This window comes from Paracoccus zeaxanthinifaciens ATCC 21588 (assembly GCF_000420145.1).
GTDB classification, from domain to species: Bacteria; Pseudomonadota; Alphaproteobacteria; order Rhodobacterales; family Rhodobacteraceae; genus Paracoccus; species Paracoccus zeaxanthinifaciens.
Genome location: NZ_ATUJ01000002.1, coordinates 52,218 through 73,649, shown reverse-complemented (window position 1 = coordinate 73,649; position 21,432 = coordinate 52,218). Strand labels below are relative to the sequence as shown.

The 21,432-nt window shown below is 67.6% G+C and carries 15 protein-coding genes; 14 read left to right on the top strand and 1 reads right to left on the bottom strand.

Going from position 1 to position 21,432, the window contains the following annotated elements:
* The first annotated feature begins 51 nt into the window (after nucleotides 1–51).
* The 10 genes from F804_RS0102190 (at nucleotide 52) to F804_RS0102145 (ending at nucleotide 15,238) form a co-directional block, all read left to right on the top strand.
* A complete protein-coding gene (locus F804_RS0102190) occupies nucleotides 52–636 on the top strand; it encodes an ANTAR domain-containing response regulator (protein WP_022706106.1) in 585 nt (194 codons plus the stop codon).
* Nucleotides 633–1,805, top strand: coding sequence for an ABC transporter substrate-binding protein (locus tag F804_RS0102185; RefSeq protein ID WP_022706105.1), 1,173 nt, complete (start codon nucleotides 633–635; stop codon nucleotides 1,803–1,805). Before F804_RS0102190 ends, F804_RS0102185 begins: the two co-directional genes overlap by 4 nt.
* A gap of 273 nt (nucleotides 1,806–2,078) precedes the next feature.
* Nucleotides 2,079–3,434 carry a CmpA/NrtA family ABC transporter substrate-binding protein gene (locus tag F804_RS0102180; protein WP_022706104.1) on the top strand — a complete coding sequence of 452 codons (1,356 nt, stop codon included), beginning with the start codon at nucleotides 2,079–2,081 and terminating at the stop codon, nucleotides 3,432–3,434.
* 11 nt (nucleotides 3,435–3,445) lie between these two features.
* Complete coding sequence (locus F804_RS0102175) at nucleotides 3,446–4,516, top strand: ABC transporter permease (protein WP_022706103.1); 1,071 nt, start codon at nucleotides 3,446–3,448, stop codon at nucleotides 4,514–4,516.
* Nucleotides 4,517–4,526: 10 nt separating this feature from the next.
* Nucleotides 4,527–6,212, top strand: a complete 1,686-nt coding sequence (locus tag F804_RS0102170) for an ABC transporter ATP-binding protein (protein WP_022706102.1) — start codon at nucleotides 4,527–4,529, stop codon at nucleotides 6,210–6,212.
* A gap of 5 nt (nucleotides 6,213–6,217) precedes the next feature.
* Nucleotides 6,218–8,653, top strand: coding sequence for a nitrite reductase large subunit NirB (gene nirB / locus F804_RS0102165; RefSeq protein ID WP_028725517.1), 2,436 nt, complete (start codon nucleotides 6,218–6,220; stop codon nucleotides 8,651–8,653).
* Nucleotides 8,650–8,976, top strand: coding sequence for a nitrite reductase small subunit NirD (nirD, locus tag F804_RS0102160; protein WP_022706100.1), 327 nt, complete (start codon nucleotides 8,650–8,652; stop codon nucleotides 8,974–8,976). The genes nirB and nirD overlap by 4 nt, the downstream gene beginning before the upstream one ends.
* Nucleotides 8,973–11,573, top strand: coding sequence for a nitrate reductase (locus F804_RS0102155; protein ID WP_022706099.1), 2,601 nt, complete (start codon nucleotides 8,973–8,975; stop codon nucleotides 11,571–11,573). The genes nirD and F804_RS0102155 overlap by 4 nt, the downstream gene beginning before the upstream one ends.
* Before the next feature lie 90 nt (nucleotides 11,574–11,663).
* Nucleotides 11,664–13,817, top strand: coding sequence for an esterase-like activity of phytase family protein (locus F804_RS0102150; RefSeq protein WP_022706098.1), 2,154 nt, complete (start codon nucleotides 11,664–11,666; stop codon nucleotides 13,815–13,817).
* 125 nt (nucleotides 13,818–13,942) lie between these two features.
* A complete protein-coding gene (locus F804_RS0102145; protein ID WP_028725516.1) occupies nucleotides 13,943–15,238 on the top strand; it encodes an NAD(P)/FAD-dependent oxidoreductase in 1,296 nt (431 codons plus the stop codon).
* A gap of 12 nt (nucleotides 15,239–15,250) precedes the next feature.
* On the opposite strand, the gene F804_RS16825 is transcribed toward F804_RS0102145, so the two are convergent.
* Nucleotides 15,251–15,907 carry a GntR family transcriptional regulator gene (locus F804_RS16825; RefSeq protein WP_022706096.1) on the bottom strand — a complete coding sequence of 219 codons (657 nt, stop codon included), beginning with the start codon at nucleotides 15,905–15,907 and terminating at the stop codon, nucleotides 15,251–15,253.
* Between the two features lie 289 nt (nucleotides 15,908–16,196).
* Between F804_RS16825 and F804_RS0102135 the strand changes: the two genes are divergently transcribed.
* From F804_RS0102135 to F804_RS0102120, 4 genes are all read left to right on the top strand, one after another.
* Entirely contained in the window at nucleotides 16,197–18,176 is a 1,980-nt protein-coding gene (locus F804_RS0102135; RefSeq protein ID WP_022706095.1) for a Hint domain-containing protein, read from the top strand.
* Nucleotides 18,177–18,265: 89 nt separating this feature from the next.
* Entirely contained in the window at nucleotides 18,266–18,781 is a 516-nt protein-coding gene (locus tag F804_RS0102130; RefSeq protein WP_022706094.1) for a YHS domain-containing (seleno)protein, read from the top strand.
* 68 nt (nucleotides 18,782–18,849) lie between these two features.
* A complete protein-coding gene (locus tag F804_RS0102125) occupies nucleotides 18,850–20,205 on the top strand; it encodes a tetratricopeptide repeat protein (RefSeq protein WP_022706093.1) in 1,356 nt (451 codons plus the stop codon).
* 22 nt (nucleotides 20,206–20,227) lie between these two features.
* Entirely contained in the window at nucleotides 20,228–21,430 is a 1,203-nt protein-coding gene (locus F804_RS0102120; RefSeq protein ID WP_022706092.1) for an OpgC family protein, read from the top strand.
* Nucleotides 21,431–21,432: the final 2 nt, after the last annotated feature.

The window sequence follows — 21,432 nt, the reverse complement described above, 5'->3', positions numbered from 1 at the left end:
CGCCGCGCCTTATCGCTTTGCCCCGTGCCGCGCCTGCACCATTCATGCAGCATGAGCCAGCCGCTTTCCATCGTCGTGGTCGAGGAAGACCGCGACCGCGCCATCGCCATCATGGACGCCCTGCGCGACGCGGGCGACCACGAGGTGCACGTGATCGGACAGGCGACGGGCCTTGCCCGCAAGATCGCGGCCTGCCAGCCCGACATCGTGCTGATCGACATCGACAACCCCACCCGCGACATGCTCGAGGAACTGACGCTGGCCTCGGGGCCGCTGGACCGGCCGGTCGCGATGTTCGTGTCGGGCGCGGCTGGCGGCCTTGCCCGCGCCGCGGTCGAGGCGGGCGTCAGCGCCTATGTCGTGGACGGCCTGCTGCCCGAACGGCTGAAGCCGGTGATGGACACCGCCATCGCGCGCTTCCAGATGATGCGCCAGATGCGGTCCGAACTGGCCGAGACCCGCCGCGCGTTGGAGGAACGCAAGGTCATCGACCGCGCCAAGGGCCTGCTGATGAAATCCCGCCGCATCGACGAGGACGCGGCCTATGCCCTGCTGCGCCGCACCGCGATGGACCAGGGCCGCAAGATCGTCGAGGTCGCCCAGGCGCTGGTGACCGCATCGGAGCTGCTGTCATGAGGATGCTGCGCCTTCCCGTCGCCTACATGCCGCTGGTCGATGCGGCGCCGCTGATCGTCGCGCAGGAAATGGGCTTTGCCCGCAACGAGGGGCTGGAGCTGGACCTGATCGCCGCGCCGTCCTGGTCCTCGGTCCGCGACATGCTGGCCTTCGGGCGGGTCGATGCGGCGCATCTGCTGTCGCCCGTGCCGGTCGCGATGGCGCTTGGGATGGGGGGCGTCTCGACCGCGCTGTCGGCGGTGATGGTGCTGTCGATGAACGGCGACGTGATCGGCGTCAGCCGCCGCCTGGAACAGGCGCTGCGCGATATCGGCCACCCGTTCGATTTCCGCGATCCCTTCGCGGCGGGCGCGGCCCTTGCGCGGATCGCGCCCGACGGGCTGACAATCGGAGCGCCGTTCCCCTTCTCCATGCATGTGGAACTGCTGCACCGCTGGTTCGCGGCCACGCCCTTGGCCGACATCCCCGTCACCATCCGCACCGTGCCGCCGCCGCTGATGGCCGATGCCCTTGCCGCGTCCGAAATCGACGCCTTCTGCGTGGGCGAGCCCTGGGGCTCGGTCTCGGTCGAGGCCGGATACGGGGCGCTGCTGCTGCCGGGCAAGGCGATCTGGTCCTTCGCCCCCGAGAAGGTGCTGGCCGTGCGCACCGAATGGGCCGAGACCGAGCCGCATCTTCTGGGCCGCCTGATGCGGGCGGTCTGGCGTGCCTCGCGCTGGCTGGCGGACCCCGCCGCGCGGACCGCCGCCTCCGAGATCCTGTCGCGCCCCGCATGGCTGGACCTGCCCCCGGAGATGATCGACCGCGCGCTTGCGGGTCGCCTGGTCGTGTCGGGCAGGGGCGAGGAACGGCAGGTCGATCGCTTTGTCGAATTCCACGCGGGCGCCACCGGCTTTCCCTGGCCCAGCCAGGCGAAATGGATCGCATCGCGGCTTGCCGCGCGCACGGGTGGCGACCGCGCCGCCGCGATGGAGCGTGCGGCGCAGGTCTTCCGGCCCGACATCTATCGCAGCCAGCTGGCGGGAATCGGCGCCGACATGCCCGGCGCGAACGAGAAGGTCGAGGGCGCGCTGCACCACCCGACGCAGGTTCCCGCGGTCGAGGGCGAGGTCGTCCTGCAACCCGATGCCTTCCTCGATGGTCAGATTTTCGACCCTTACGCCGATTGACGCCCGTTTTGCGGGCAGATCGCGGCCCGCCCGCGGAAAATCGTGCTGCATCGCGGCGCTTGCGCTTGACCGGGGGCGGATGCCGCCGGATGCTGGGATCAACGGGGGCAATGGCGTCCTCGGGTCCGCAATACCCACAATACACACGGGAACCCCAGTGTCGGGGCCCCATGAGCACAGCCGCTCGACCCTCTGCCGCATGGCAGGGCGCGTCAGCGGCTTTTTTGCATTTCGGCCCCGGACATGGGCCACCAGTGACAGGAGACATCTTCCATGAAGCGCCTTCTTGCCAGCCTTGCCGCCAGCACCGCCCTTGCGGGCCCCCTTGCGGCACAGGATCTCGAGATCGACGAGCTGACCTTCGGCTTCATCAAGCTGACCGACATGGCCCCGCTGGCCGTCGCCTATGAACGCGGATATTTCGAGGACGAGGGCCTGTTCGTCACGCTCGATGCGCAGGCCAACTGGAAGGTCCTGCTGGACGGGGTGATCGACGGCACGCTGGACGGCGCGCACATGCTGGCCGGCCAGCCGCTGGCCGCCACCATCGGCTATGGGTCCGAGGCCCATATCGTCACGCCCTTCTCGATGGACCTGAACGGCAACGGCATCACCGTGTCGAACGAGGTGTGGGAGAAGATGCGCCCGCATGTCGCCTCGATGGACGATGGCCGCCCGGTCCACCCCATCGGCGCCGAGGCGCTGGTCCCCGTGGTCGAGGAATTCCGCGACGCCGGAGAGCGGTTCAACATGGGCATGGTCTTTCCCGTGTCCACCCACAATTACGAGCTGCGCTACTGGCTGGCGGCGGGCGGGCTGCATCCGGGCTTCTACAGCCCCGACGACGTGTCGGGCCAGATCGACGCCGACGTCTTCCTGTCGGTCACCCCGCCCCCGCAGATGCCCACCACGCTCGAGGCCGGGACGATCCACGGTTATTGCGTGGGCGAGCCGTGGAACCAGGCCGCCGTCCAGCGCGGCATCGGCGTCGCGGTCGTCACCGATTACGAGATCTGGCCCGACAACCCCGAGAAGGTCTTCGGCCTGACCGCCGAATTCGTCGAGCAGAACCCGAACACCACCCGCGCCCTGGTCCGCGCGCTGATCCGCGCCGCGATGTGGCTGGATGCCGACGACAACGCCAACCGCATGGAGGCGGTCGAGATGCTCAGCTGGCCCGAATATGTCGGGGCCGATGCCGAGGTGATCGCCGCATCCATGACCGGAACCTTCGAATACGAACCCGGCGACGTGCGCGACGTGCCCGATTTCAACGTCTTCTTCCGCTACAACGCGACCTATCCCTTCTATTCCGATGCGGTCTGGTACCTGACCCAGATGCGCCGGTGGGGCCAGATCGCCGAACCGCAGACCGACGAGTGGTACCACGATGTCGCGAAATCCGTGTACCGCCCCGACATCTACCTGGAAGCGGCCCAGAGCCTGGTGGACGAAGGGCTGGCGGATGCGGCCGATTTCCCCTTCGACAGCGACGGCTTCAAGGATGTCGTGGACACGCTGATCGACGGCATCCCCTATGACGGGCGCACGCCCAACGCCTATATCGACAGCTTCCCCATCGGGCTGGGCGGCGAACAGAAGATCGCCGACGGCGAAGTGACGGGCTGAGGGGGGGCATCATGACAACCATCGACCCCAATTTCGACGCCGCCCGCGAGGCACGCCGCGAACGGAACTTCACCCGCATCAACAAAGCCGATGCCTGGCTGAAGGTCGCGGGCCTGGGCTGGCTGACGCCGATGATGCGGATCGCGGCGGGCGACAATGCCCGCACGCAGGGCCGCGAGCTGTGGCGCCTGATGGGCGTGCCGCTGCTGGCGATCATGGCCTTCCTGCTGCTGTGGGGAACGCTTGCGCCGCGGGTGCAGACCTCGCTCGGCGCGATCCCCGGCCCCGCCGCCGTGTGGGAGCAGGTGGTGAACCTGAACGAGGACGCGGCCCGCACGCGCGAACGCGCCGCCGACTTCTATGCCCGCCAGGACGAACGCAACGCCGAACGCATCGCGGCGGGGCAGGAGCCGCGTTACCGCGATTTCACGGGCGCGCCGACCTATTACCAGCAGATCTGGACCTCGATCACGACGGTGTTCTTCGGCTTCCTGCTGGCGACCGCCGTGGCGGTGCCGCTCGGGATCGCGGCGGGGCTGTCGGCCACCGCCAACGCGGCGCTGAACCCGCTGATCCAGATCTTCAAGCCGGTCTCGCCGTTGGCATGGCTGCCGATCGTGTCGATCGTGGTTTCGGCGCTCTATACCGCCGATGACGGCTGGTTCGAGAAGTCGTTCCTTGTGTCGGCCATCACCGTGACGCTGTGTTCGCTGTGGCCCACGCTGATCAACACCGCGCTTGGCGTTGCCAGCATCGACAAGGACCTGGTGAACGTCTCGAAGGTGCTGAAGATGGGCACCTGGACCAAGATCCGCAAGCTGGTCCTGCCCTCCGCGCTGCCGCTGATCTTCACGGGCCTTCGCCTGTCTCTCGGGGTCGGTTGGATGGTCCTGATCGCGGCCGAGATGCTGGCCCAGAACCCGGGTCTGGGTAAGTTCGTCTGGGACGAGTTCCAGAACGGCAGCAGCCAGTCGCTGGCCAAGATCATGGTCGCGGTCTTCACCATCGGGATCATCGGCTTCCTGCTGGACCGCCTGATGTTCACCATCCAGTCGCTGTTCACCTTCACCAACAATCGCTGAGGGACAGGTCATGACGATACTCGAATTCACGGGCGTCTCGAAATCCTTCGGGGAAACGCAGGTGCTGAAGGACGTGGACCTGAAGGTCGAGGCCGGAGAGTTCCTGGTCATCCTGGGCTTCTCGGGGACGGGCAAGACGACGCTGATCAACCTGATGGCGGGGCTGGAACGCCCCACCCGCGGCAGCGTCACCTTCAAGGGAAGCGCGATCACCGAACCCGGCCCCGAACGCGGCGTGATCTTCCAGTCCTATTCGCTGATGCCCTGGCTGACGGTGAACGGGAACGTCGCGCTGGCGGTGGACACGATGTTTCCGCAGCTGTCACGTGCCGACCGCGCCGCGCGGGTGGACCACTATGTCCGCATGGTGGGCCTGGGCCACGCCGCCCATCGGCGCCCGGCGGAACTGTCGGGGGGCATGCGCCAGCGCGTGAACGTCGCCCGCGCGCTGGCGATGGACCCCGAGATGCTGCTGCTGGACGAGCCGCTGTCGGCGCTGGACGCGCTGACCCGCGCGAACCTTGCCGACGAGATCGAGCGCCTGTGCGCCGCCGACCGCAAGACCTGCGTGCTGATCACCAACGACGTGGACGAGGCGATCCTGCTGGCCGACCGCATCGTGCCGCTGAACCCCGACGGCACCCTGGGGCAGGAATTCCGCGTCGATCTGCCCCGCCCGCGCGACCGGGGCGCGATGAACAGCGACGCGGGTTTCAAGAAGCTGCGCGCCGCCGTCACCGGATACCTGATGGACGCGGGCATCGAGGCGCGGGTCGAAGGCACACGCGTGCTGCCCGACGTGACGCCCATCTTCGGCAAGCCCACCGCCGTGGCGGATGCGCAGGCGGGGCTGGCCGATCAGCGCTTCCTCGAATTCTCGCAGCTGCACAAGATCTATGCCACGCCCAAGGGGCCGCTGACCGTGGTCGAGGATTTCGACCTCAGGATCGACCGCGGAGAGTTCATATCGCTCATCGGGCATTCGGGCTGCGGGAAATCGACCGTGCTGACGATGGCCGCGGGCCTGAACGAGATCAGCAAGGGCGCGATCACGCTGGACCGCAAGCACGTGCAGGGCGCCGATCCCGAACGGGCCGTGGTGTTCCAGTCGCCCTCCCTGTTCCCCTGGCTAACCGCCAAGGAGAATGTCAGCGTCGGCGTGGACAAGGTCTATCCCCGTGCCAGCCAGGCCGAACGGCAGGACGTGGTCGAATACTATCTTGAACGCGTGGGCCTGGGCGATGCGATGGACCGTCCCGCAGCCCAGATGTCGAACGGCATGCAGCAGCGCGTGGGCATCGCGCGGGCCTTCGCCCTGTCGCCCAAGCTGCTGCTGCTGGACGAACCCTTCGGCATGCTGGACAGCCTGACCCGGTGGGAGCTGCAGGAGGTCCTGATGGAGGTCTGGTCCCGCACCAAGGTCACCGCGATCTGCGTGACCCATGACGTGGACGAGGCGATCCTGCTGGCCGACCGCGTCGTGATGATGACGAACGGCCCGCAGGCCACGATCGGCAAGATCACCAAGGTCGACCTGCCGCGCCCGCGGACGCGCAAGGCGCTGCTGGAACATCCCGATTATTACGCCTACCGCCAGGAGGTCCTCGATTTCCTTCAGGAATACGAGCATGGCGCGCGGCCGAACGAAGCCAGGGCCAAGGGGACGACCGACCCCAAGGCCATCGCTGCGGAGTGATGGACATGGACAAGCAGAAGATCGTCGTGATCGGCGCGGGCATGGCCTCGGGGCGGGTGCTGGAACACCTGACCGATGCGGCTCCGGACCGCTTCCAGATCACCCTCTTCAATGCCGAGCCGCGCGGGAACTACAACCGCATCATGCTGTCGCCGGTGCTGGCGGGCGACAAGACCTACGAGGATATCGTCACCCATGACGATGCCTGGTACGCGGATCGCGGCATCGCCACCCGCTTTGGCGAGAAGGTGCTGCGCATCGACCGCGAGGCGCGCGTGGTGCATGGCGAGAATGGCGCGGTGCCCTATGACCGGCTGATCATGGGCACGGGGTCGAACCCCTTCATCATCCCGCTGCCGGGTCACGATCTGGAAGGCGTCATCGCCTATCGCGACCTCGAGGATACGCAGCGCATGATGGCGATGGGCGCGGGCAAGCGTGTCGTCGTGATCGGGGGCGGGCTGCTGGGCCTCGAGGCGGCTGCCGGCATGGCCGCGCGCGGTGCGCAGGTCACCGTCGTCCATATCATGGGCCACCTGATGGAGCGGCAGCTGGACGAGGCCGCGGGTTACCTTCTGAAAAAGTCTCTGGAATCCAAGGGGATCGAGGTCAGACTTCAGGCCAATTCCAAGGAGATCGTCGGCAAGGACGGCCATGTCGCCGCCCTGCGGCTGGAGGACGGCACCGATCTGCCCTGCGACCTGCTGGTCATGGCGGTGGGCATCCGTCCGAATGTCGCGCTGGCGCAGCAGGCGGGCCTTGCCGTCGGGCGCGGCATCCATGTGGACGACCAGATGCGCAGCTCGGACGCGGATATCTTCGCGGTCGGCGAATGCGTCGAACACCAGGGCGCGGTCTTCGGCCTTGTCGCGCCGCTCTATGATCAGGCGAAGGTGCTGGCGGCCACGCTGCTGGGCGAGGATGCCGCGTTCGTCCAGAAATCGCTGTCCACCAAGCTGAAGGTCACCGGCTGCGACCTGTTCAGCGCGGGCGATTTCGCCGATGCCGAGGGGCGCGAGGACATCGTCTTCCGCGACCCCGCGCGCGGCATCTACAAGCGGCTGGTGATCGAGGGCGACCGCCTGATTGGCGCGGTGATGTACGGTGACACCGCCGACGGCAACTGGTTCTTCGGCCTGATCAAGGACGCCACCCCGATCGAGGAGATGCGCGAGACGCTGATCTTCGGCCCCGCGCATCAGGGGGGTGCCTCGGCGGACCCTCTGTCAGCCGTTGCAGCATTGCCGCCTGAGGCGGAGATCTGCGGCTGCAACGGCATCTGCAAGGGCACGATCACCGACGCGATCGGGGCGGGGGCGACCGACCTGGACGCCATCCGCGCCACCACCAAGGCCAGCGCATCCTGCGGGACCTGCACGGGCCTGGTCGAACAGCTGCTGCAGGTCACGCTTGGCGACGAATTCGTCATGCCGGTCGCCAAGCCCGTCTGCGCCTGCACCGACCACACCCACGAGGATGTGCGCCGCCTGATCAAGACCATGCCGCTGAAATCGCAAGAGGCCGTCTGGCAGGAACTGGGCTGGAAGACCCGCAACGGCTGCCATGTCTGCCGTCCCGCGATCAACTTCTACCTGCTGGCCGACTGGCCGCTGGAATATCGCGACGACCCGCAAAGCCGGTTCATCAACGAAAGGAAGCACGCCAACATCCAGAAGGACGGCACCTTCAGCGTCGTTCCCCGCATGTGGGGCGGGCTGACCAACCCGACCGAGCTGCGCGCCATCGCCGATGCCGCCGAGAAGTACAACGTCCCCACCGTCAAGGTCACCGGCGGCCAGCGCATCGACCTGCTGGGCGTCCGGGGCGAGGATCTGCCCGCGATCTGGGCCGATCTGAACCGCGCGGGGCTGGTGTCCGGACACGCCTATTCCAAGGGCTTGCGGACGGTGAAGACCTGCGTGGGGACCGATCACTGCCGCTTCGGCACGCAGGACAGCACGGGCCTGGGCGTGCGGCTGGAAAAGCTGCTCTGGGGGTCGTGGACGCCGCACAAGGTCAAGCTGGGCGTTTCCGGCTGCCCGCGCAACTGCGCCGAGGCGACCTGCAAGGATGTGGGCATCGTCTGCGTGGACAGCGGCTACCAGATCGGCGTCGGCGGTGCCGCGGGCATGGACCTGCGCGAGACCGAGCGCCTCTTGGATGTCGCGACCGAGGCCGAGGCCATCGAGGTGACGACCGCCTTCATCCAGCTCTATCGCGAGAACGCGAAATACCTGGACCGCCCCTACAAGTGGATCGCGAAGGTGGGGCTGGACTGGGTGCGCGAACGCATCGAGGACAAGGCCGAGCGTCGCCGCCTGATCGACGCGTTCGAGCTGTCGCAATCCATCTATCGCAAGGACCCCTGGGCCGAACATGCCGCCACCCGCGCGGCGGATTACGCCCCCCTTGCCGACCTGACACTGGAGGCCGCGGAATGAGCTGGATCGATATCGGCGCCATCGACGACATCCCCCTGCGCGGCGCGCGCAAGCTGCGCACCCATCTGGGCTGCGTCGCGGTCTTTCGCACCGACCGGGACGAGGTCTTCGCGACGGGCGGCACCTGTCCCCATCGCGGCGGTCCGCTGGCCGAAGGGATCGTGCATGGCCGCGCGGTCACCTGCCCGCTGCACAACTGGGTCTTCGACCTGGAAACCGGGCAGGCGCGGGGCGAGGATGCCAGCATCCCCACCTATCCAGTCAGGGTAGAACGGGGCCGCATCCTGATCGACGCGACCCTTCTGCGCAGGGCCGCCGCATGAGCCGCGAGACGCGTTCCACCTGCCCCTATTGCGGGGTGGGTTGCGGGGTGCTGCTGCGCGCGGATGGCGCGGGCGGGCTGTCGGTCAGGGGCGATCCCGACCATCCGGCAAATCGCGGCAGGTTGTGTTCCAAGGGCGCGGCCCTGGCCGAGACGGTCGGCCATGCGGGACGCCTGACCGCGCCGCTGGTGGACGGGCGTCCGACCGATTGGGACGCCGCGCTGGACCTGGTGGCCGACCGGTTCCGCGACACGATCGCCCGCCACGGGCCGGACAGCGTGGGGTTCTATGTCTCGGGTCAGCTGCTGACCGAGGACTACTATGTCGCGAACAAGCTGATGAAGGGGTTCATCGGGTCGGCGAATATCGACACGAACTCTCGGCTGTGCATGGCGTCGACTGTGGCGGGCCATCGGCGGGCCTTCGGGACGGATACGGTGCCCGGCACCTATGAGGACCTCGAAGAGGCGGATCTTGTGGTGCTGGTCGGGTCGAACCTTGCGTGGTGCCACCCGGTGCTGCACCAGCGCCTGCTGGCGGCGCGTCAGGCGCGCGGCACGCGGATCGTCGTCATCGACCCGCGCCGCACGGCCAGCTGCGATCAGGCCGACCTGCATCTTGCGCTGTCGCCGGGGGCCGATGTCGCGGTCTTCAACCGCCTGCTGGCCGCCATCGCGGATGCGGGCGCGGTGGATGCCGATTTCGCGCAGAACGTCGAGGGGCTGGACCATGCCATCGCCGCCGCCCGCGCCGAGGGCATGGATACCGGCATCCCCGAGGAAACCCTGCGCGAGTTCTGCCGCATGTGGATCGCGACGCCGCGCGTGGTGACGATCTTCAGCCAGGGGGTGAACCAGTCCTCGTCGGGGGCGGACAAGGTGAACGCGATCCTGAACTGCCACCTGGCGACGGGTCGGATCGGCAGGCCGGGCATGGGGCCGTTTTCGGTGACGGGCCAGCCCAACGCGATGGGTGGCCGCGAGGTCGGCGGCCTTGCGAACATGCTGGCCTGCCATCTGGACCTCGAAGATCCAGCGCACCGGCAGGCCGTGCAGGATTTCTGGGACGCCCCCCGCATGGCCGACAGGCCCGGCCTGAAGGCGGTCGAGATGTTCCGCGCCGCAGCCGAGGGCCAGATCAAGGCGCTGTGGATCATCCACACCAACCCCGCCGCCACCATGCCCGATGCCGAGAATGTCCGCCGCGCCATCGCGGGCTGCGATTTCGTGGTCGTCAGCGACGTGACGGGCGCGACCGATACCGCGCGGCTTGCGCATGTCCTGCTGCCCGCCGCCGCCTGGGCCGAGAAGGACGGCACCGTCACCAATTCCGACCGCACGATCAGCCGTCAGCGCGCCGTTCTGGCAGCGCCCGGACAGTCGCGCCCCGACTGGTGGATGCTGGCGCAGGTCGCACGCCGCATGGGCTTTGCAGGCTTCGACCATGACGGGCCGGCGCAGATCTTTCGCGAATACGCGCGGCTGTCGGGCGTGGCCGCAGGGTTCGGGCGGGATTTCGACATCTCGGGGCTCGCCCGGGCGGATTACGACACGCTGCAGCCGCGGCGCTGGCCGGTCGCCCCGGGCCGCAGCGGCGGGCGCTTCTTCGCGGACGGGCGGTTCTTCCACCCGGGTGGCAAGGCGCGGATGCTGCCGGTGACGGCGCGGGCACCGGCGGCGCCTGCCTCGGGGGATCTGCCCTTCCGGCTGAACACGGGGCGCATCCGTGACCAGTGGCACACGATGACGCGCAGCGGGCTGTCGCCGCGCCTGTCCTCGCACCTGCCCGAGCCTTTCGTGGACATCCACCCCGCCGATGCCGCCGCACAGGGGATCGCGCATGCCGATCTGGTGCGGCTTCACAGCCCGACGGGCCGTGCGATCCTGCGCGCGCGGATCACCGACGCGGTCCGCCCCGGCCAGCTGTTCGCCCCCATCCACTGGACGGGCGAGACCGCGCCATCCGCCCGGATCGACACGCTGATCCCCGCCGTCACGGACCCCATCTCGGGGCAGCCCGAAAGCAAGGCCGCGGTCGTCGGCATGCGCCGCTTCGACGCGGCGTGGTACGGGTTCGCGGTGTCCGACCGCGCCTTCCGGCCCGATCACGCCTATTGGGCCATCGCCCGCACCGCCGCCGGATACCGGGCCGAGATCGCGGGCAGCGCGCCCGTCGACGACTGGGAAGCCGAGGCCCGCCGCATCTTCGGCCCCGCGGGCGATGCCGTCAGCTTCTGCGACCCTGCGCGCGGCACGGCGCGGCTCGCGCTGTTCCGCGATGGGCGGCTGGCCAGCGCGCTGTTCGTCGCGCGGCGGCCCGTGGCGGTCATGCGCGACCATCTTGCGGGCCTGCCGGGGGGCGACGGGACGGACGTGCTGACGGGCCTCCCGCCGATCGGGCGTCCCGATCCGGGTCCGATGCTGTGTTCCTGCTTCGGGGTCGGCGTGAACAGCATCGTCACGGCGATCGAGGATGGCGGCCTGACCTCGGTCGAGGCGGTGGGCGAATCTCTGCAGGCGGGCACGAATTGCGGGTCCTGCCGCCCCGAGATCGCGCAGCTTCTGGCCAGGCAGGCGACCCGCTGCGCGGCCGAGTGACGGCTGGCTGTCACCATCATTTCACCCGGCCTGCACGAAACCGTCACGAAGCGCCGCGAAACAGCACGGAAACACGGACAGGAGGTTTCCATGCATCTTCCCGCAACGCTGACGGCCGTCTGCGCGCTGGTCGCGGCCGCGCCCGCGCTGGCCGATCCGGTCTTCAACCGGATCGCCAGCTTCGCCACGACCGCCAACATGGCCGAGGGCGAGGACCGGATGCGCGAGACCTCGGCCGAGATCATGGCGGTGACCGAGGACGGCATGCGGCTGATCTATTCCGACAGCCCGCTCGGGGTGATCGGCATGATCGACATCGCGGATCCCCGCGCGCCGAAGCCGCTTGGCAATATCGACGTGGACGGAGAACCGACGACCGCCGTGATCCGCAAGGGGATGGCCTTCGTCGGCGTGAACACCTCGGAAAGCTTCACCGACCCGTCGGGTGCGCTGCGCAGCATCGACCTGGCCGAAGGGCGCATCGTCGACAGCTGCGATCTGGGCGGGCAGCCCGACAGCGTGGCCATCGGCTCGGACATGATCGCGGTCGCCATCGAGAACGAGCGTGACGAGGATCTGGGCGATGGCGGCCTGCCGCAGATGCCCGCGGGCTTCGTGGCGCTGCTGCCGCTGACCGATGCCGGCGTCGATTGCGCGGCGATGACGCGCGTGGACCTGACCGGCCTGGCCGAGATCGCGCCCGAGGATCCCGAACCCGAATTCCTCGACATCAACGACGCGGGCGAGATCGTCGTGACCCTGCAGGAGAACAACCATATCGTCGTGATTGGCGCGGATGGCGCCATCGCAAGCCATTTCAGCGCGGGCAGCGTCGATCTGGACGGCATCGACGTGGCCGAGGAAGGCGCGCTGGACTTTACCGGCCAGCTTCGCGACGTGCCGCGTGAACCCGACGCGGTCAAATGGCTGGACGCGGATCATTTCGTGACCGCCAACGAAGGCGACTGGAATGGCGGCTCTCGTGGGTTCACCGTCTTCGCGCGCGACGGCGGCGTGGTCTTCGACAGCGGCAACGGCTTCGATCGCGCGGTCGCGGCCATCGGGCATTATCCCGAGCACCGCTCGGAGAACAAGGGCGCCGAGCCCGAGGCCGTGACGGTCGCAACCTTCGACGGCCAGCGCCTGCTGTTCGTCGCCTCCGAACGCGGCAGTGTCGTCGGCGTCTATGATGCGACCGACCCGGCCCAGCCCCGCCTGCTGCAGATGCTGCCCTCGGGCATCGGCCCCGAGGGGCTGGTCGCGATCCCCGCGCGCAACCTGTTCGCCACCGCCAACGAGACCGACCTGGGCGAGGATGGCGGCGCGCGCGCCCATGTGATGATCTTCGAACGCGCCGAGGGGCAGGCGGCCTATCCGACGGTCACGTCAGAGGGGTCGGACCCGCTGATCGGCTGGGGCGCGCTGTCGGGCCTTGCGATGGACCCAGCCCAGCCCGGCACGCTATTTGCCGTCAGCGACAGCGCCTATCACACGCAGCCCGCGATCTTCACCATCGACGCCACGCAGACGCCGGCCCGCATCACCGCGAAGACGGTGCTGACGCGCGACGGTGCGCCCGCTGCGGCGATCGACCTGGAAGGCATCGCGCCGGATGGCCAGGGCGGCTTCTGGCTGGCATCCGAGGGCAATGCCGACAAGGATGTCCCGCACCTGGTCCTGCAGGTGGGTGCCGATGGCGCGATCCTCCGCGAGTTCGACCTGCCCGAGGCGCTGGTCGCGCATCGCAAGCGCTTCGGCTTCGAGGGGATCGCCCTGCACGAGGGCAAGCTGTGGATCGCGGTCCAGCGCGAATGGGGCGACGATCCGGCGGGGCAGACCAAGCTGCTGCAACTGGACCCCGCCACCGGCGAATGGTCGGGCGTGCGCTATCCGCTCGAGTCCGGCGAGGGCTGGGTCGGCCTGTCCGAACTGACGGTTCATGGCGACCACCTGTACCTGATCGAGCGCGACAACCTGATCGGGGACGCGGCCGTGCTCAAGACCGTGACCCGCGTGGCAATGGCCGATCTGCAGCCCGCGCCCCTGGGCGGCGATCTGCCGCTGGTCGCCAAGGAGGTGGTCCGCGACCTGATCCCGGACCTGCGCCGCTGGAAAGGATACGTGCAGGACAAGGTCGAGGGGATGGCCATCTCGGACGGGGGGCAGGTCTGGATCGTCACCGACAATGACGGCGTGGACGATGCCTCGGGCGAGACGTTCCTGTGGTCCTTCGACCTGCCCTGAAGACAAGGGGGATCGCGCCGTCGTGATGGCGCAACCCATTGAACTTCCGATCCGACGGGCGCATGGCGGCGGCGAAAAGGGCCGACCTCCATGCGACCCTTCGCAAGGAAACGGAAGGTATCCCCATGTCCCAGACGGAAACGCGGCCGCGGGTCGTCATCATCGGGGCGGGCTTCGGCGGACTGGCCGCCGCCAAGGCGCTGCGCCACGCCCCCGTCGATGTCGAGATCATCGACAAGCGCAACTATCACCTGTTCCAGCCGCTGCTGTACCAGGTGGCGACGGCGGACCTGTCGCCCGCCGATATCGCCTGGCCGATCCGCAGCATCTTCTCGGCCCAGAAGAACGTCACGGTCACGCTGTCAAAGGTCATGGATGTCGATACCGACCGTCAGGTGGTCCTGCACGAGAACGGGGAATCCCGCTATGACCACCTGATCGTCGCGAACGGGTCGTCGCATTCCTATTTCGGCAAGGATCACTGGGCCGAACACGCCCCCGGCCTGAAGCGGATCGTCGATGCGACCGAGGTGCGCCGCCGCGTCCTGATGGCGTTCGAGCGCGCCGAACTATGCGAGGACCCCGAGGATCAGGCCCGCGAGATGACCTTCGTGATCGTGGGCGCGGGCCCGACCGGGGTCGAGATGGCGGGCGCCATCGCCGAGCTGGCGCATGTCACGCTGTCCGACGATTTCCGCCGCGTCGATCCCGACGATGCCCGCGTGATCCTGATCGAGGCCGGGCCGCGCATCCTCTCTGCCTTTCCCGAAAGCCTGTCGGCCAAGGCCGAGGCGTCGCTGAACCGGCTGGGCGTCGAGGTCCGCACAGGCGTCATGGTCGAACATATCGCGGACGATCACGTCATCGCCGGGGGCGAGACCATCCCCGCGATGACCGCGATCTGGGCCGCGGGCGTCAAGATCGACAGCCTTGCGCAATGGCTGGGATGTCAGACCGACCGGATCGGGCGGGTCGCCGTCATGCCGGACCTGACGGTGCCGGACCTGCCCGCGGTTTCCGTGATCGGGGATGCGGCCAAGCTGCCTTGGCGCGACGGGATGGACGTTCCGGGCATCGCCCCCGCCGCCAAGCAGGAGGGGAAATATGCAGGCCGCCGCATCGCCGCGCTTGCGACGGGACGCGCCGCGCCCGCGCCCTTCCGGTATCGCCACATGGGCAGCCTTGCGACCATCGGGCGGAACTCGGCCATCATCTCGTTCGGGCGGATCAATCTCAGCGGGTTCTTCGCGTGGCTCTGCTGGGGGCTGATCCACATCTATTTCCTGATCGGGATGAAGCGCCCGCTATTCGTCGCGATGAACTGGTTTTCCAGCTATGTCTTCCGGTCCAAGGGCGCGCGCCTGATCACCGGGATGGAGGCCCTGCGCGCCGTCCGCGCGCATGTCCCCCGCCGCCGCTGAGGCCCCGGCGCGTCACGCGATGCGCGGCGCGCCTTCTGCCATCCGGCCCATGATGCCGATCGCGACCGAGTCGCTGATCTTGATGTGCCGGATCATCAGGTCGCGCGCCAGGTCGTGCTGCCCCGAGGCGACGGCCTCGTGGATCCGCCGGTGTTCGAGGTTCGACTTCTCGATCTGGCCGGGCAGGTCCAGCTTCGCGACGATATAGCCGATGATGCGCAGGGCGAAGCCATAGGCGGCCTCGTCCAGGGCCGGGTTGGCGCATGCGGCGATCAGCCCGTGATGGAAGTCGATATTGGCGTCATAGTAGAGATTGGCATCCTGGCCCGCGGCCTCGCATCGGGCGATGGCGGTTTCCAGCGCGCCAAGCTGCGCGCGGCTGATGCGTTGGGCGGCGTGAAAGGCGATCGCGCCCTCGATCTCGGACAGGGCCTCGTTCAGGCGCAGCAGGTCCGCGAGGTCCAGTCGGGTCAGAAAGACGCCGCCGCTGGATCTGCGCGTGATGATGCGCTTGGCGTCCAGCCGCATGAAGGCCTCTCGGACGGGGGTCGCGGAGACGCCCAGGCGTTCGCGCAGATCGCCATCGTCGATCCGGTCGCCGGGCAGCAGCCGCCGCGACAGGATGCGGGCGATGATGTCGGCTTCAACCGTATCTGTCTGCGAACTCATGGATCTGGCTCCGGTCCGGATGATCGTTCCCCTAGCAATGGTTGGCGTGCGACGCAATTCTATAAAATGACGTATTGGTTTTATATCGGACTAACCGTAAGGATAGTTGAAAGCGCGATTTCGACAACCGCAGGCAGAAACCCGCCCGTTCAAGGGGTCGCGCCCCAAGCCTAAGCCCACCGGGCCCTTCGGAAAACCCCGAGGCACCGGAAGGTATCGTTGCATGCATCGGCGGCGGTCGGGTGATGGTGCATGTCAACTTGCGGACACTGTCCGCGCCAAGGGGAAGATGGTCATGGTCGTTTCGCTCAACACGGGCAACACCCTCTACGCTTATGAAGGCAGCCTCGCCAATCTGCTGGGGCTGTCTGTCCTTCCCGCCTTTTCCAGCCCAACCTCGGCAGTCATCACGGATGATGATGGCATTCTTGCGCCCGGCGGCGACAGCACGATCAGCCTGGGCGGCGGGCCTGAACAGTCGCTGAACTATCTCGGGTCCGGCTCGGTTTCCAGCACGCTCGGGCTGCTGGGTTCAACCCCGATCATGGTCTTCTCGACCGGCAGCGGCGCGTCCGAGCAGCTCTATATCTATGCCCCCCTGGGGTTCCCGGTCGCGTCGGGGTTGATCTCGTCGTTCAACGTCTCCGAGACCGCGCCCTTCAACCTGTTCGCAAACGCCCCGGGCGTCGTTGACGGAACCGCCCTTGGCCAGACCATGGGGGTCGGATTCACCGACCTCGATGGCGACCAGATCACGGACAATGCCGACACGATCCTGGGCAATGGCGGCGCTGACGGGATCGGTTCGGGCGGGGGCGACGACCTCGTCTATGGCGGGACCGGGAACGATACCGTCAACGCGGGCGATGGCAACGACACCGTCTATGGCGAGGACGGGGCCGATTCCATCGTGGGCGGCGCGGGGGCCGACCTGATCGATGGCGGTGTCGGCGACGACGTTATTGGGGGCGACGCGGGCGCCGACCTGATCTATGGCGGGGCCGGCAACGATAGCCTGTACGGAAACGCCGACGACGACACGATCTATGGCGGCATCGGCAACGACATCCTGTTCGGGCAGGGCGGGAACAACACGCTGTTTGGCGAGGAGGGCAACGACACCCTGGCGGGCGGCATCGGCTTTGCCGATCTGATCGAGGGCGGGATCGGCGACGACTTGGTCATCGCGACCTCGGGGGCCGACACGGTCGATGGCGGCGACGGGACTGATACTCTTCAGGCGTATATCGGCGTAGAAACCCTTGCCAACAACATGAACGTGACCGTCGACGAGAACGGCAACGGCTCGGCCACCATCAACGGCGTCAACGGGGGTACGTTCACCTCGTTCGAGAATTTCGTCGCGGCCGAGGTTGCGGGCGAGAACGACACCATCACCTTCAGCACTGCGACCGGCTTCGACAGCATCACGGGCATCGCGCCGGGTGCCAGCGGCGTCTTCACCAGCGACGGTGGGACCATCGTGCCCTTCGGCGGCGCGGGCCAGCCCACCTATGGCGAGCTGGTCGTGGCGATCCAGTCCGGCACCTATGGCCGCGGCACGATCAGCATCACCGGCGGTGACGAGGCGGGCCAGGTCGGGGGGATCACCTTCTCGAACTTCGAGACGATCAACATCTCGGTCACCTGCTTCACCCGCGATGCGATGATCATGACCGACAATGGCGAGGTCCGCATCGAGGATCTGACCGAAGGCGATTACGTCCAGACGGTCGACAACGGCCTGCAGCAGATCAAGTGGATCGGCAGCCAGAAGCTGGGCGCGGCCGATCTGGGCGCGAACCCCAAGCTGAAGCCGATCCGCATCGCGGCGGGCGCGCTTGGCTGCGGGCTGCCGGAACGCGATCTGATCGTGTCGCCCCAGCACCGCATGCTGGTCCGCTCGCGCATCGCGCAGCGCATGTTCGGCCAGCCCGAGGTGCTTGCGGCGGCCAAGCAGCTGCTGGCGCTGGACGGGGTCGAGGTGATGCACGAATGCACCGAGATCGAGTATTTTCACTTCATGTGCGACCGTCACGAGCTGGTCATCGCGAACGGCGCGGCCACCGAGAGCCTGCATACCGGCCCCGAAGCGATGAAGTCCCTGCCGCAGAAATCGCGCCAGGAGATCCTGTCGATCTTCCCGGATCTGCTGGACGTGGACTATTCCTCGATCGCGGCGCGGATGCTGCTGTCGGGCAGGCAGGCGCGGCAGCTTGCAATGCGCCACCAGCGCAATGCCAAGCCGTTGCTGGCGGCGGTGCACTGACGGGCCCCACGATCACGAAGCCGTGATCGGTGTAACATTCCGGCCCTCCGGCACGAACCGCACGTCATGGTTCATGTCGGAGGCTGAAGATGATCCGTTTTCCCTTGAAGGCCGCTGCCCTTTCGCTCGTGATGGCCACGGGCGCATTCGCGGGCGAGCAATATGTCGACCGCACCGGATATGCGGTGTCGGGATATGACGTCGTATCCTATTTCGACCTTCCGCAGGCGGCCCTTGGCCAGCCGCAACCGACGCCCGCCAAGGGGCTGAAGCAGTTCACCGCGACCTATAACGGCGCAAGCTTCGCCTTCGCCTCGGCGGCGAACCGCGACCGGTTCCTGGCCGATCCGGCGGCATTCGCGCCCCAGTATGACGGGCATTGCGCCTATAGCGTGGCCAAGGGTGGCAAGGTTCCGGGCAATCCGAACCTGTGGCGCATCGTCGATGGCAAGCTGTATCTGAACATCACCGACAGGGTAGTAGGCTTCTGGGAAGAGGATATTCCCGGCAACATCACGCTGGCCGAGGGCAAGTGGGGCGGGATCGAGGGTGCCGCCGCATCCCGCGACCGCATTCCGGGTTTCCGCGCCTCGGTCCCCGACTGAGCCTGACGGGCATCCGCGGCAACGACCGGCGGGTGCCCCAAGAACAGACCAACAGGAAGGCCAAGCGAATGAAGACCGACATCTGCGACGGCAGCGTCAGCATCACCGATCCCACCGCGCTGCAGGAATGGAACAGGACCATCCGCGCCTTCCTTGCCCATGGCAGCCAGACGCCCGTGCATCTGGGCGCGGTGCTGGAACGCGAACCGGGCTTTGCGATGGGGCACGCCGCCAAGGGGCTGTTCACCCTAATGCTGGGCCGGCGCGAACTGATCGCCGCCGCGCAGGATGCGCTGGACGTGGCCCGATCCGCGCTGCGCCAGGGTCAGCCCGCGCTGCGCGAAAGGCTGTGGTGCCGCGCGCTGTCCGCATGGCTTGCGGGCCGTCCCTCGGGCGCGATCGCCGCCATGGAAGAGGCGCTGCTGGACAATCCGCGTGACACGCTGTCGGCCAAGGTCTCGCACGCGATCCGCTTCATCCTGGGTGACCATCACGGGATGCGGCGGTCCATCGAGCGGGTGCTGCCCGCGCATGGCCCCAACCACCCGCTGCGCGGCTTCGTGCTGGGCTGTCACGCCTTCACGCTGGAGGAGACCGGCGATTACCGCGCTGCCGAGGCGGCGGGGCTGGAAGGGCTGCGTCACGCCTCGGATGATGCCTGGGGGCTGCACGCGGTCGCGCATGTCTATGACATGACCCACCAGCCGGATCGCGGCATTTCCCTGATCGAGGAAAACTGCGGAAGCTGGCTGCATTGCAACAATTTCCGCTATCACGTGTGGTGGCACAAGGCGCTGCTGCATCTGGACCGGGGCGAGTTGGACAAGGTGGTCGAGCTGTATGACACCGAGGTCCGCCACGACCGCACCGACGATTACCGCGATTTTTCGAATGCCAGCTCGCTGCTGATGCGGCTGGAGCTTGAGGGCGTGTCGGTCGGCGACCGCTGGAACGAGCTTGCCGACCTGGCCGAGACCCGCGCCAACGATGCCTGCGTGGCCTTCGCGGATCTGCATTACATGATGGCGCTCAGCCAGCAGGGGCGGCAGAAGGCCACGCAGGCCATGCTGGAACGGTTCCACCGCGACGCCGCCGCCCCCGAGGCCGAGACGCTGCGCATCATCGCCGATCCCGGCCTGACCGCTGCCGAGGGGCTGGCCGCCTATGGCGAGGGGCGCTATGCCGCCGCCTTCCGCAACCTTGCGCAGGCCCAGCCCCGCATGCAGACCGTCGGCGGCAGCCACGCGCAGCGCGACGTGTTCGAACGCATCACCATCGACGCAGGGATGCGGGCGGGCTATCTGTCGGAAACCGAGGCCCTGATCCGCAAGCGCACCGCGCTGCGTGGCGGGGTCGAGGATGCCTTTGCCGCCGCCCGCATGCAGCAACTCTCTGCCGCGATGCGGCTTGCCGCCTCTGCCTGAGACTGAAAGAGCACCGACCCGCATGACCATGGTCCAAAACATTTCCGATGCCGGTCGCGCCCCCGCCGCGACCGTCTCGGCCCCTGCTGCGCGCGTGCGCGATCCACGACTGGATTTCTTTCGCGGGATCAACATGTTCATCATCCTGATCGCGCATGTGCCGTCGAACTGGCTGACGCTGTGGATCCCGGCGCGGTTCGGCTTTTCCGACGCGACCGAGGCTTTCGTCTTCTGTTCGGGCGCGGCCTCGGCCATCGCCTTCGGCAAGCTGTTCGAACAGCGGGGCATGGCGCTTGGGACGGCGCGGGTGGGCTTCCGCATCTGGCAGGTCTACTGGGCGCATATCGGGCTGTTCATGGCGATCGCCGCGACCATGGCGATGCTGAACGGGCTGGGCAGCTTCGAGAAGGACTATGTCGGGTCGCTGAACCTGCATCCGTTCTTCAATGATCCGTTGACGAATCTGCCCGCGCTGATGGGGCTGTTCTATGTCCCGAACTATTTCGACATCCTGCCGATGTACCTGGTGCTGCTGGCGCTGATGCCGGTGATGATCTGGCTGGCGGGCATTTCGCGGCTGCTGGCGCTGGCGCTGGTCGCGGGGCTGTGGCTGACCGCGAATATCGGCGACGTGAACTTCCCGGCCGAGCCGTGGTCGGACCGCCAGTGGTTCTTCAACCCGCTTGGCTGGCAGCTGATCTTCTTTACCGGCTTCGCCTTCTCGGCGGGCTGGATCCCGAAGCCGCCGGTCGATTGGCGACTGGCGGTGATCGCGGCGGCGGTGGTGCTGCTGACCGTGCCCTTCGCCTATTTCCGCATCATCAACGCCATCCCCGAGATCGGCGCATGGCGGTCCGACTGGCGTTTCCTGATCCAGAAGAGCGATTTCGGCATCCTGCGCTATGTCCATTTCCTGGCCGTCGCCTATCTGGCCTGGATCGCGGCGGGCGAGGCCGGGCACCGCCTGCTTCCGCCGGGTGGGCAGGGGGCCGTCACCCGCATCTGGCGTGCCTGCCTTGCGATGATCATGAAGGTCGGGCAACAGTCGCTGGCGGTGTTCATCGCCTCGATGTTCATGGCGCGGCTGATGGGCGTGGCGCTGGATCAGGCCGGTCGCAGCAACTGGACGATGTTCTGGGTCAACCTGACGGGCGCGGCGCTGCTGGTCACGGTGGCCTATGTCGCGGGCTGGTTCAAATCCCACCCCTGGCGCAAAAGGGCCTGAGC

Bases quoted from the DNA above. Each gene is read 5' to 3' on its own strand.
- F804_RS0102190 (WP_022706106.1), top strand. From the start codon at position 52: ATGAGCCAGCCGCTTTCCATCGTCGTGGTCGAGGAAGACCGCGACCGC.
- F804_RS0102185 (WP_022706105.1), top strand. From the start codon at position 633: ATGAGGATGCTGCGCCTTCCCGTCGCCTACATGCCGCTGGTCGATGCG.
- F804_RS0102180 (WP_022706104.1), top strand. From the start codon at position 2,079: ATGAAGCGCCTTCTTGCCAGCCTTGCCGCCAGCACCGCCCTTGCGGGC.
- F804_RS0102175 (WP_022706103.1), top strand. From the start codon at position 3,446: ATGACAACCATCGACCCCAATTTCGACGCCGCCCGCGAGGCACGCCGC.
- F804_RS0102170 (WP_022706102.1), top strand. From the start codon at position 4,527: ATGACGATACTCGAATTCACGGGCGTCTCGAAATCCTTCGGGGAAACG.
- nirB (WP_028725517.1), top strand. From the start codon at position 6,218: ATGGACAAGCAGAAGATCGTCGTGATCGGCGCGGGCATGGCCTCGGGG.
- nirD (WP_022706100.1), top strand. From the start codon at position 8,650: ATGAGCTGGATCGATATCGGCGCCATCGACGACATCCCCCTGCGCGGC.
- F804_RS0102155 (WP_022706099.1), top strand. From the start codon at position 8,973: ATGAGCCGCGAGACGCGTTCCACCTGCCCCTATTGCGGGGTGGGTTGC.
- F804_RS0102150 (WP_022706098.1), top strand. From the start codon at position 11,664: ATGCATCTTCCCGCAACGCTGACGGCCGTCTGCGCGCTGGTCGCGGCC.
- F804_RS0102145 (WP_028725516.1), top strand. From the start codon at position 13,943: ATGTCCCAGACGGAAACGCGGCCGCGGGTCGTCATCATCGGGGCGGGC.
- F804_RS16825 (WP_022706096.1), bottom strand. From the start codon at position 15,907: ATGAGTTCGCAGACAGATACGGTTGAAGCCGACATCATCGCCCGCATC.
- F804_RS0102135 (WP_022706095.1), top strand. From the start codon at position 16,197: ATGGTCATGGTCGTTTCGCTCAACACGGGCAACACCCTCTACGCTTAT.
- F804_RS0102130 (WP_022706094.1), top strand. From the start codon at position 18,266: ATGATCCGTTTTCCCTTGAAGGCCGCTGCCCTTTCGCTCGTGATGGCC.
- F804_RS0102125 (WP_022706093.1), top strand. From the start codon at position 18,850: ATGAAGACCGACATCTGCGACGGCAGCGTCAGCATCACCGATCCCACC.
- F804_RS0102120 (WP_022706092.1), top strand. From the start codon at position 20,228: ATGACCATGGTCCAAAACATTTCCGATGCCGGTCGCGCCCCCGCCGCG.